Below are 11,987 nucleotides of genomic sequence, written 5' to 3'. Positions count from 1 at the left end.
TAAAAACTCCTTTTTAGTTAATATTATTTGTTAAAAACCGGTATATTTCGTCTTTGTTTTGCAATTTTTCTAACTTGTTTACGTTTTCAGCTGCAGTTAGGAATCCCATTAATTCTGATAATATATTTGTCTGGCTGTCTTTTTCATTATTAATAATAAAAAATAAATATGTGACTTCCAGCTCCTGATCAGGTGCGATCATGTTTTTAAATAGGACAGGTTTCTCCAATTTAACAAACACAACATGTTTTCTGTGACAATACTCTGTTTCAGTATGCGGTATAGCGGCGTTTGGCAAATCAACGGAAACCGGCTTTAAGTCCAGTCCCGTTGGATAATTTTTTTCCCGCTCAATAAGAGCGTCAATAAATTTATCATTTACAATTCCTTTTTCATATAGAATCTTTCCAATACGATTAAAAATCTCGTTCTGGTCTTTAGCATCTTCTATAAAAATCAGTTCTTTATCAAAATAAGATTTTAAAGCTTCCAATTGAGCACCTCCTTGAGAGAGTTTAAGCTAACATTTAATTTGCCGGATAACCGCCATTATTCCATTTCTCAATAAACTCATCAAAATACTGTTCATCACCAATCAGTTCCTCATTCATAGGAATGGATTCTATTTTTTCAATAAGCTTTTTACTTTCTTCTGTTTCTTCATATTTCGTCTCCAGGAAAGTATCAATCGTTTCCTCAATTACTCCGGCACCCGTAATACGGCCACCCATTGCCAGAACATTTGCGTTCAATTGTTTTTTGGCATACCTGGCGGTTTCAATATCCCGGACTAGTGCGGCTCTAATACCCTTTACTTTATTCGCACTTACGGAGATGCCAACCCCGGTGCCGCAAACAACTATCCCTAAATCCGCCTCGCCTGAAGATACCTTTTCAGCAGTCTTTTTGCCGTAGATAGGATAGTGTGTACGTTCATTATCGTATGTTCCATTGTCAATGACTTCATGTCCTTTATCGGTTAAATAATCCACTAAATGGTTTTTCAAGTCCGTAACTATATGGTCACAGCCAATTGAAATTTTCATCTTCCCCACTCCTTAGCACATTTTGTTTACCATATCCACTCTGATTTGGTGACGTCCTCCATCATAATCTGCTTTAATAAAGGCTTCACATATTTTTTCCGCTAATTTATTCCCGACAATACCAGAGCCAAGTGTTATGATTTTCGTACTGTTATGGCGCACTGTCATTTCGGCTGAATGCTCATCTGCAACGTTTGCACAGATGATTCCTTTGTATTTGTTGGCAACAATTGAGGATCCTACACCGTATTCATCAATCATAATTGCACGGTCTGCTTCCTTATTTGAAATTACCTTTGCAACCTCAGTTGCTGCATCAAAAAGATCCAAACTTTGATTTGATGTTGCATCTGATACATCGTACCCTTGCTTTTCCAAGTGTGCCTTCAAGTGATTTTTCAATTGAAGTCCGTTTTCATCACTAGCTATCGCAATTTTCATGTTAAAAACCTCCCTGATTGCTGTTAGATGATTAATTTACCTTTGTAATTTTCCTTATCAGCATCTGAAACCTTATCATCTGTAATGATGGCGGTCACATCATTAACTGAACAAATGACCTGGAAAGCTTCAACACCAAACTTACTGCTGTCGCTTACAATATAATTCTGATGCGAGTTTCCAATAATGGTGCGCTGTAATGCACCTTCTTCTTCGTCGGCAGTCGTTATATTGCCATTAAAAATGCCATTCGTGCCTATGAAGGATTTTTGAACTTTAATATCCTTTATCCAATTACTCGTAAAATATCCTACGAAAGTTTTCGTTCGCTCCCTTAATCTCCCTCCGATTAGAATAACATCAAATTTTTGTTCATCCTGAAAGCGGTTAAAGATTGATATGGAGTTAGTAATAATGGTTGCTGAATCTACATTAATATAATCATGAATAAACTCAGTGGTAGTACCGGGCCCTATGAAAACAGCATCATTTTCATTTATTAACTCTGCAGCTTTCTTGGCCACGTGTTTTTTTTCGTTAACGTTTAATGTTACTTTTTCTAAATGAGACAATTCAGTATAATCATCTTTTGTTTTTAGTTTAGCGCCGCCATGAATCCTGACAACTTCACCTTGCTTTTCAAGTTCCAGGAGATCCCTTCTGATCGTCATTTTTGTAACGTTAAGTAAATCAGCAGCATCGTTCACTTTGATAAAGCCTTTTTCGTTGATTAATTCCATAATTTCATTTTGTCGGCTTTCCTTCATTTATCCACCCCCTGACGTTCGAAAATGTTTGCTTTTGTTCTATATTGTTATTATATACTGCAAACGTTTACGATGCAACAATAAAATTTTTATTTTTGTTCGTATGAAGAAGGAATTTGTGGAAACAACGGGACGGTTCTTCCGCTGCACACGTTTATAATTCAATAAACTGCAACAGGAGAACCGTCCCTATATTTCACTCTTATGGATGGAAGAGGACTTTTCCGAAGTTTTCTTTTTTGTTTATGATGTTATTAAATGTTTCTGGTCCTTTTTCAAGTGGGAGCCGGTGGGTGACGATTGGGTCGACTTTAATTTGGCCTGTGCTCATATAATGTACGGAGGCAGTCCACTCTTTTCCGGGGAATGGGGAGGAAACGGCATTCCAGGAGCCGAGGACGCGTAGCTCGCTGCGGACGATTTTTTCAAAATAAAACCGTTCGATGTTCACGTCTGCATACGGGATTCCCATAAATACGACTTCCCCGCCTTTTTTCGGAAGGGCAAAAACCTGTGCGGAAGTAATGGCGGATCCGGCTGATTCCACAGCAAGGTCGACACCATGGCCATTCGTGTAATCCTGAATTTGTTCATGAGCGGGTTTTTCTTTGGAATTGATTAGTACGTCAGCACCCAGCTCTTTCGCTATTTCCAGCTTGCTGTCTTCAATATCTATGGCGAAAACCCTTTTCGCACCAAATACCTTTGCCCATTGCACCGCCAAAAGACCGATATTTCCACAGCCCATCACGGCGACATCATCCCCGGGATGCAGGCTTGTATGGTAAAGACCATGGACGACTACGGCAGAAGGTTCCACCATGGAAGCTGTGTCAAAGTCGACATTGTCAGGGATTGGAACGATATTTTCTTCCGGGAGTTTCGCATATTCTGCATATGCACCCGGGTGATAGGCACCCATGACATGGAGGTTTTCACAGCGTGCCACTTCTCCTTTTCGGCAGCTTGCACATTGTCCGCAATAGAATGCAGGGCATCCGGCAATTCGGTCACCGGGCTTTACACTCGTTACCCCCTCCCCTGTTTCGACAACTTCTCCGGCAAACTCGTGTCCGAAAATAGTTCCTTCCACGTAAGGGCCAAGCTTGTGATAACGGGAAATATCCGATCCGCAAATGCCGACTGTCTTCACTTTTATAATGACATCGTCCGGCTTTTCAATTACAGGGTTATCTGCTTCTTCAAAACGAATATCCTGTTTTCCGTATAATTTTAAAGATTTCATTTACAACATCCTTCCTGTTGCAGCTTAGGGACGTTCTAGTGATTCACTTTCTGTGAAACGCAGGACTCCCCTCCTGTTGACTTGCTCTTTTTTTGCCAAAAAAGATTTTGAACAGTACAAGACCGACGATAATCGTGTTAAAAATCATCTGGTGTTCGAAATAAAAATCAGATATCATCCGCATTGGACCAAGCATTAAATCTAAAAATGAATCCATCATTTGGTTACCCTCATTTCACAGGAATGTTGTTGATATCGCATTTAACCAACTCGCTGTTTCTATTTGTTCATTCGGGTCGGGGACAGGGACGCTGCTATATTGCTAAAGGGGCTGGTTCCTCATTCGGTTGGGCTCCGAGCGTATTTCCCGGAATTCTATACGGCTCATTTCAAAACTTGATGACTTAAAAGGCCGGGACAGTACTTGGAATGAGCATGGAAATGGCAAACAATCTGCCATATCAGCTCCGGAAAGTATACGCAGCCCAGCAGTCTATGTATATTTTCGAAGCGAGTTTCAAACACAGTTTACGAATGTTCGGGTTTCTGTTTACTCAATTATTTCTCTATTTCCTAAAGAAATAATTTCCCGCATGGCCACAAACCGATGCTCGGCATGCCACCCTTCAAATCAGGCAATGAAAAAACTTAGCTGTTCCTTTCAGAAACCCGATCCATCCCCTCGACAGCCCATCTGCAGCAAAAGCCGGCAATCACAACTAATAAGATGCTGCAGAAGTCCCGCCTGTCACGATAGCAATGGCACCGCTCGCGCCAATTCTGCTGGCGCCGGCTTCAATAATTTTTACAGCATCGGCATATGTTTTCACACCGCCGGCTGCTTTGACGCCGATTTTCTCTCCGGTCACTGATTTCAGCAGTTTCACATCTTCTACGGTTGCACCGCCGCCGTTAAATCCTGTTGCCGTCTTTACAAAATCAGCACCTGATTCGATAATCAGCTCGGTTGCCTTTACCTTTTCCTCATCCGTCAATAATCCGGTTTCGATTATGACTTTGGTCGTCAAGCCATTGGCCTTTCACCACTGCAGCAATGTCTTCTTTTACCAATTTATATTCCCCGGATTTCAATGCGCCCAGGTTAATCAGCATATCAATTTCTTCAGCACCGTTTCCGATTGCTTCCTTCGTTTCCTCCACTTTTACATGGGAGGTCGCACCGCCCAGGGAAAAACCAATCGGGACGCCTACTTTAATGCCGTGCGGTGACAACAAGGAATATGCGTGCGAGACGTAGTGGGGATTTACAAATACCGTTTTAAACCCGTGTTCCATCGTCTCTTCACAAAATTTGTCAATCTCCGCTTTTGTCGTTGTCGGATTTAATAAAGTGTAGTCTATCATATCAATAAGTGTTTGCTTTTCCACACTGGATCACTCCTTATAATAACATTCCATGGGTAATGAATCAGAAACGCTCCGAGTCATTAATGGCTTTGAAAACGGGGATCCATTCCTGATCAATCAACCGGTGTAAGAAGAACTTTAATTGCTTCCCCGCTTTTAATGGCGTCATACGCTTTGTCCCATTCTGTAATGTCAAATTCATGGGTAACGAGTGATTTTGCATCAACTTTGCCACTATTCATCAGTTCGAGGGATGGTTCCCAGTCAGCGGGTTTCTGGCTTCTGCTTCCAACCACACGGATTTCACGCTGGATTATTTTTTCCAAATCAAAATCCACTTCCGGCTTGGAAAAAAGCCCGACCTGGCAATACTGGCCTTTTTTTCGCAATAAGCCGAGCCCCTGTCTTGCCGCGGGTACTGCACCGGAGCATTCAAATACAATATCTGCTCCATAGCCATTGGTTAACTCATTGACCATCGCATTAATATCTTCCTTCTGTGTGTCCACTGCATAATCCATGCCAAGTTCCAGCGCTTTTTCCAAACGGACTTTATCATTGGTCAAACCGGTTATCATCACCTTTGCCCCGCGGCTTTTTGCAACTTGTGCCATGAATAAACCAATCGGTCCTGGTCCGATTACAACAGCCAGATCACCATCATGAATATCCACTTTTTCTGCCGCATGATGCGTACAGGCGAGCGGCTCTGTCATTGAGGCCGATTTGAAATCCACATTCTCGGGCAGATGGTGCACACTGTCTTTTCTGGCAACGAGATATTTCGCAAATCCACCATTCTGCTGGGTGCCCAGGCCTTTACGGTACGGACATAAATTATAATCCTTCGTCAGGCAATATTCACATTCTCCGCAAATAAAGAAAGTTGTTTCCGATGTCACACGATCGCCCGGCTTAAATTCTGTAACACCTTCACCGACATCGACAACCACGCCGGAAAATTCATGCCCAAGGGTAACCGGCACCCCGACTTTATAATGCCCTTCATAAGTGTGTATATCAGAGCCGCAGATACCGGCATATTTCACTTCAATTTTCACCTGGTCTTTGCCGGCTTCAGGAACCGGTTTATCCTGCAGTTCCAGATTGCCGTATCCATGGTCTGTTTTTACAAGTGATTTCATGCAAAATTCCTCCTCCTGATGTTGTAGAGAAATACTTCCAAAAGAGAGGCGGCATATTGCCTAAAACGCCCCTCTACTCGGCCAGCATTAATTAAATAAATGAAACAACTGGTAAATCACATAGTTCACAATGTTACCGCCCTGGTCAATACTGGAAATCATGGCAGACCCTTCAGGCATATTGAAATTTGGTGCGCTTTCTGCCATTTGTGTAAATATCGGCGCGACATCTGTTGCAATATACAGGGAAATCGCGATCATAACTGCCCCTACAATCACGGAGTGTACAATGTTCCCCCGGGCAGCACCTACAATAAATGCGACGATAAATGGAATGGTTGCCAAGTCACCGAATGGGAGCAGTGCGTTCCCCGGTAAAATTATCGCCATTACGACGGTGATCGGCACCAGAATAAGAGCTGTAGCAATAACAGCCGGATGCCCAAGTGCTACTGCTGCGTCCAGCCCGATGTAAATTTCTTTATCACCAAAGCGTTTATTCAGCCATTCCCTCGCAGATTCGGACACAGGCATAAGCCCTTCCATCAGAATTTTTACCATGCGCGGCATTAATACCATCACCGCGGCCATTGCCATTCCGATTTCAATAACCTCTCCGACACCGTATCCTGCCAGTGCCCCAATGGCTGCACCAAGCACTAAACCGATAAAAATCGATTCCCCGAAAACGCCGAATCTTTTTTGAATGGTGTCCGGGTCAGCGTTCAGCTTGTTTAATCCAGGAATTTTTTCCAGCAGTCTGACAAGCCAGATTCCCGGTGCATAGGAAATCGTACTTCCTGTTGCAATGGAAACGCCAGGCAATTCGTAGAAGTCACGCATCATTGGGGCAGTCCAGTCAGCAACTTTCAGACAGACAATCTGGAACAGCACTGCTGCAATCAGTCCTTGAACAATGCTTCCGGAAATAGCGTATACCATGGCTGCCATAAAGGTATAATGCCAGAAATTCCAAATATCCACGTTCATCGTTTTTGTCGTTTTCGTAACTAGCATTACTACGTTTACCACAAGTCCCAGCGGAATGATAAATGCGGCAACTACAGAAGCCCAGGCAATGGTGGATGTTGCTGGCCAGCCTACATCAATGACATTCAGTTCGACTCCCAGCCGGTCAACCATCCCCTGCGCAGCCGGTCCGAGATTAAGGACCAGTAAATCAATGACAAGAAAAATACCTACAAATGCTACCCCAATTGTTAAACCGGAGCGAAAGGCCTTTCCGGGTTTTTGGCCGAAAAACAGCCCCAATAAAAAGATGGCCACCGGAAGTATTACAGTCGCCCCCAGATCCAGAAAGCCTTGTATAAAATCTACAAAAGCATCCATCGAGTTTTCCTCCCTGCTCTTCATTTTTTTAATATTTTAAATTTAAAATACATGCTAGTTTAATAGTTTGATTGCCCTGCCATTCAGTATGATAAGTATATAAATCCAATAGTTGTTTCTGCAGGCAAATTCATTGTTTGGGCGTTTTCATGATTATATGGTAAAGAAGGTGGCAGGCTAACCAGCATACATAAGCTGGTTAAGCCTTGTCATTACTTTTTAAGCTCTTCCAAAATTTCCTTTTTCGTATCTTCCACACCAATTCCAGTAAGGAAGTTACGTGCATTGATTACCGGAAATGGATATTCCTTTTTTGTCATTGCAGTCGTTACGAGCAGGTCAGCTGATTCTTCGTAGCTGCCCACTTCGGCAATTTTAATTTGTTTTAAATCCACTTTGAGATTATGTTCTTTTGCCATATCTTCAATAGCTTTGTTAACCACGGTGGATGTAGCGATACCTGCACCGCAAGCTACCAATACTTGTTTTGTTTCCGCCATTATGCTTCACCTCCTTTAAAATCCAAAGATAATTTCTCTATGAGTATACGTTTAATATGTGAAGCATCTTTTTCATTTGCCAGGGTCATTAACGTTTTTTCATCCTGGAAAACCTGCATTAACTGCTGCAAGAGGGACAGTTGATGGCTCGAATCATTCATTGCCAAAAGGAAAACAACTTTTACCGGCGTTGTTTCATCCGGGCCCCCGCCCATCACTCCGAAATCAACCGGTTCTTTTAATGTGGCGACACTGATTGTTTTGGCATTCACATGTTCGGTGTCGGTATGTGGTATAGCAACGGAAACACCGCTTGTCGGGAGACCTGTTGCAAATTCGTCCTCTCTGTCAATGATTGCCTGTGTGAATGTTTCCTTTACCAGATTTTTATCGTAAAGATTTCTGCCCATGCTGCGCAGCACATCCTCGGATGATGTCGCCTCCAAATCAACAGATATGATGGATTCATCAAAATAAATCCCGCTCATTTACCGCACCTCTTTCTTCAAATTCCTAAGAATAGCTTTTTATTATTTCAAATATATCTTCTTTCGTGTCATGTTGAATGATCGCTTGTCTGTCAGCTTCGTCTCCGGCCAGCTTCATCAGCTGCATTAATGCTTTCAGATGTTTTTGCTTATCCTCTGCTGCGATGACAACTATGATGTTGATCGAGTAGTCCTCGGTAAAATCTACGCCTTCTTTCAATCGCAGCAGGCTCATGGACACTTCGTTCACGCCTTCATCCGGTGCCGCATGGGGGATGGCGAAATTTGGACCGATTACAATGTATGGATCTTTGTCATATTGATGGATCATTGCATCGACATATTCGGGTTGGATAGCGCCGCTTGCAATCAGCGGTTCTGAGGCAGCTTGGATCGCTTCCTCCCATGACGCAACAGAGTTTTTCAGGGTAATCGTATCCGGTGTAATCAAGTCCTTCAACGTGAGGGTTCGTGTGATGTCTTCCTTCTTTTTAATGGAGGCTGTTTCATCCCTGTGTATATAGCGGTATAAATCATCACGCAGCTTGCTGTCGTCTTTAATCACGGCTTCCTTTTCTATAATCGCCATCAGTTCGTCCATATCAATTTCCGTCGGAAGATACCCAAACATCTCCAGCATTACCTGCCGGCGCAGAACATGCTTTTCCGCTTTGCTTAAAAAAGAGCTTGCCTGAAAAAATTTTTTATCCGTATCCAGTAATACCGGGGAAAATACAATATCATAATCCAGCTGATAGTTTTTAAATTCCCTTACTGACAGGGAATCAAGAAATATAAATTCCGGAAATAATTCTCTTAATTCACTGAACATGAGCCTGGAGACGGAAACACCTTTGGGGCACACAACGACTGCCTTGGTTTTCTCTTGGATGCTGTCCCCTTGCCTTGTCAGCCATCCGCCAATCAGCATCGTCAAGTAAGCAGTCTCATTTTCGGGAATTTTTTCCCCGATGAAATCCTCCAGCGGCTGTGTTGACTGCTGCACTAAATGATGCAGTTCCATATACTCTTTGCTTACTAAATCATGCTGGTCATTCAGCTCGGTCAGCTGATATTTGATCCGGTAATATGCCGGTCTGACATGCAGTAATAATTTATGTAATAATTGCTCCCTGTCCTGAAAAAATATAATGGCTTTTTTCTCAAATAAACGCAGCATATCATTTACTGCCTGCTTCAGCTTTGGAGCGGCATGATCTGTCAAAAGTTCAGAGGAATGAACATTCATTGTTAAAAAGTGCAGCGTAATAAACAGCCGCTCCTCTGCAGGAATTTCTTTCACATCATATAAAATTTCTTCGGCTGCAGCATATTCTTTTGTATCCGATAAAGTTTCATAGTCAATATGGAAGGATGTCATGGCATGTCCTTTGTTTATTCTTCGCAAAACTAATACCAGTATATAGGGCATGATCGTCATTTTTTCATCTGTAAATTTCAGATTCAGCTTCTGTTCCACCAGCTCGATGCGATGATGTAATTTGCTGATTTCCGTTTTTTTAATTTCAGCTAAACGGAGAAGCAGTTCATCGCCGGAAGGCATTTCCAGCATTTTACCGACAACGTAAGTAAGCAGCCTTCTAACATGAAATTCCTTGCCCTCAATTAAGTACCCTGCCCGCCTTGAGTAGCGAATCGCCAAACCAAACTGTTCCGCCAGGCGCTGGGCACGCTTAAGATCTGCAAGTATCGTATTCTTGCTTACTTTTAATTCGCTCGTAAAATGATTGAGTGATAATTCATTCTGACTCAGCATCATCATCACAATCATGTACATTCGCTGTTTCTCGCTCACAATCGAGATATCCTGCATTACAGGCTTCTGCTTACCGGAAAAACCGGTAAACACTGACTGGTCTATAATAAAATGGCCCTTTCTCGTTCTCTCGATGACGGGCAGTTTATTCTCCAGCAGCCACTGATTGATTTTATCCATCGTATATCCAAGCTGCCTTCTCGTTAACCCGTACTTCTTCTCAAGGTCTTTACTATTTGTACTTGGATTATTTATTAATTCGTCCAGAACGGTGTTGCTGCGATCATCCAGCTTCATACTCATCCCTCTTTCATTAATCATTGTATCACTGAAATAATACCGGCTGAACACGCTTTCATCTGAATACTTCGAACATTTTTTGTACATTAGTGTGATTTACATGTGCTGTAGTGGAATCAGAGGTTGCTTTGATTGCTGGGTTTGTTTCATGACGGTCGGGAGCGAATTTTTTTGTGTGATGCGGGTGATTTTTGGGGGAAAAGGCGCAGTTTTTGCAGGGGCTCGAGTCACTTTTGGGGTCGTGAGCGAATTTAGGCTGGAGCGTGCGGCTTTTGCGGTGGTATGAGCGAATTTACTAAACGGGAGGGCGACTTTTGTGCGGTGTGTGCGAATTTAGACTGGGACTGGCGGCTTTTAACGGTTGCGTGAGCGAATTTACTGAGAGGGAGAGCAACTTTTTTGGCGCACATTCAAATTTCCGGGGAGGATGATGACTTTCACAGCGGCACTAGTGATTTTCAAAAGTCTGGTGAACAATTGAAACGCAAGAAGGAGAGCCGCTTCATTGCAGCTTCCCCTCCCTTATTCAATTTTTCACTTCTTTCAGCATATCCTCAATCGCGTCCGCAACGCCATTCTCCGTATTTTTCCCTGTCATAAAATCACTGAGGGTCTTAATCTCATCTGCTGCATTGCCCATGGCAACAGATCGGCCGGCTGTCTTCAGCATGCTGGCATCATTTAAATTATCACCAATCGCCATCACATCTTTCATTTGAATACCGAGACTGTCCGCATACTGCTCCAGCGCAGTCCCTTTTTGTGCTTCCACATGGTTAAACTCTATATTGATCCCGCCTGAGGAAGTAATGGCTATGCCTTTTTCATTGATTAATTGTTTATGGACAGCATCAAGCTTTGATTTTTCCATCGAAAAGCCGAGAATTTTGTACACGTTTATCTCTTTATCAGCAAAAATTGATTCATAGCTTTCAATAAATTCAACGTCCTCATATTGAAAGCGCAGCTCTGCTGTTTTGCGGAGCTCCTCTTCAGGCAGATTAGGGTTTGCTGACTTTAATATGTCAAGCATTACCCCCAGAAAGTATTCCCTGCTTGTGGAAAATACGCCTTTATTTGTAAATACTTCAAAATACAAGTCCTTTTCCAGGCACGCATCATGTACCATCTTTACCTGCGCTGCATCCATAGGTATATCCCGGAGCAGTTCTTTATCCGCAGTATACGTGTTTGCACCATTTAAGGAAATAATGGGAGCACGCAATCCTGCATGTTGGAGCGGTAAATTGGCGGCATCAAAACTCCGGCCGGTCGCCACCACAAACGCTATTCCAAGATCTATTGCTTTTTTTATGGCAGCAGCATTCTCCCCGCTGACCAAACCATTTTCATCCAACAGCGTTCCATCCAAGTCCGTAGCAATTAATTTCATTTCATTTCTCCTTGTCTGCTTGATTACGTGCATATTATCTCATTCATTTAGGGATATATCCATTTTTTCTATTTGCAGAGCAGTGTTTTTTTGCTGGATTCAGTGATCGTTCATCCGAATGAAATGGCATGCTGAGCATAATATTTGCTGTGAATTAAATCCGGCA

12 protein-coding genes and 1 pseudogene are annotated in these 11,987 nt (G+C 42.7%); all 13 read right to left on the bottom strand.

The window, feature by feature from the left end; all coding sequences use genetic code 11:
- Positions 1–13: 13 nt before the first annotated feature.
- A complete protein-coding gene (locus GHD25_RS13665) occupies positions 14–493 on the bottom strand; it encodes a PTS sugar transporter subunit IIA (RefSeq protein ID WP_164217759.1) in 480 nt (159 codons plus the stop codon).
- Positions 494–527: 34 nt separating this feature from the next.
- Entirely contained in the window at positions 528–1,046 is a 519-nt protein-coding gene (gene lacB / locus GHD25_RS13660) for a galactose-6-phosphate isomerase subunit LacB (protein WP_164217757.1), read from the bottom strand.
- A gap of 12 nt (positions 1,047–1,058) precedes the next feature.
- Positions 1,059–1,487, bottom strand: a complete 429-nt coding sequence (gene lacA / locus GHD25_RS13655) for a galactose-6-phosphate isomerase subunit LacA (protein WP_164217755.1) — start codon at positions 1,485–1,487, stop codon at positions 1,059–1,061.
- Positions 1,488–1,510: 23 nt separating this feature from the next.
- Positions 1,511–2,254, bottom strand: coding sequence for a DeoR/GlpR family DNA-binding transcription regulator (locus GHD25_RS13650; RefSeq protein WP_164217753.1), 744 nt, complete (start codon positions 2,252–2,254; stop codon positions 1,511–1,513).
- Between the two features lie 202 nt (positions 2,255–2,456).
- The gene (locus GHD25_RS13645) at positions 2,457–3,500 is read right to left on the bottom strand and encodes a galactitol-1-phosphate 5-dehydrogenase (RefSeq protein ID WP_164217751.1); all 1,044 of its coding nucleotides are present in this window, start codon (positions 3,498–3,500) and stop codon (positions 2,457–2,459) included.
- 43 nt (positions 3,501–3,543) lie between these two features.
- Positions 3,544–3,720, bottom strand: coding sequence for a hypothetical protein (locus tag GHD25_RS13640; protein ID WP_164217749.1), 177 nt, complete (start codon positions 3,718–3,720; stop codon positions 3,544–3,546).
- A gap of 499 nt (positions 3,721–4,219) precedes the next feature.
- Positions 4,220–4,865 (bottom strand): annotated as a pseudogene (gene deoC, locus GHD25_RS13635) (deoxyribose-phosphate aldolase).
- Between the two features lie 116 nt (positions 4,866–4,981).
- The gene (locus GHD25_RS13630; protein WP_164217747.1) at positions 4,982–6,013 is read right to left on the bottom strand and encodes a zinc-binding dehydrogenase; all 1,032 of its coding nucleotides are present in this window, start codon (positions 6,011–6,013) and stop codon (positions 4,982–4,984) included.
- Between the two features lie 87 nt (positions 6,014–6,100).
- Positions 6,101–7,363: a galactitol-specific PTS transporter subunit IIC gene (locus GHD25_RS13625; RefSeq protein WP_164217745.1), complete on the bottom strand. Its 1,263-nt coding sequence runs from the start codon at positions 7,361–7,363 to the stop codon at positions 6,101–6,103.
- A gap of 212 nt (positions 7,364–7,575) precedes the next feature.
- Complete coding sequence (locus GHD25_RS13620) at positions 7,576–7,863, bottom strand: PTS sugar transporter subunit IIB (RefSeq protein WP_164217743.1); 288 nt, start codon at positions 7,861–7,863, stop codon at positions 7,576–7,578.
- Complete coding sequence (locus GHD25_RS13615; RefSeq protein ID WP_164217741.1) at positions 7,863–8,351, bottom strand: PTS sugar transporter subunit IIA; 489 nt, start codon at positions 8,349–8,351, stop codon at positions 7,863–7,865. The genes GHD25_RS13620 and GHD25_RS13615 overlap by 1 nt, the downstream gene beginning before the upstream one ends.
- Before the next feature lie 25 nt (positions 8,352–8,376).
- On the bottom strand, positions 8,377–10,425 hold the full coding sequence (locus GHD25_RS13610) for a BglG family transcription antiterminator (RefSeq protein ID WP_164217739.1): 2,049 nt from the start codon (positions 10,423–10,425) through the stop codon (positions 8,377–8,379).
- Positions 10,426–10,954: 529 nt separating this feature from the next.
- The gene (locus GHD25_RS13605) at positions 10,955–11,821 is read right to left on the bottom strand and encodes a Cof-type HAD-IIB family hydrolase (RefSeq protein WP_164217738.1); all 867 of its coding nucleotides are present in this window, start codon (positions 11,819–11,821) and stop codon (positions 10,955–10,957) included.
- Positions 11,822–11,987 lie beyond the last annotated feature (166 nt).

Source organism: Virgibacillus aidingensis (assembly GCF_010994035.1).
Lineage (GTDB): Bacteria > Bacillota > Bacilli > Bacillales > Amphibacillaceae > Virgibacillus_N.
This window is presented reverse-complemented; position numbering and strand designations above follow the sequence as displayed.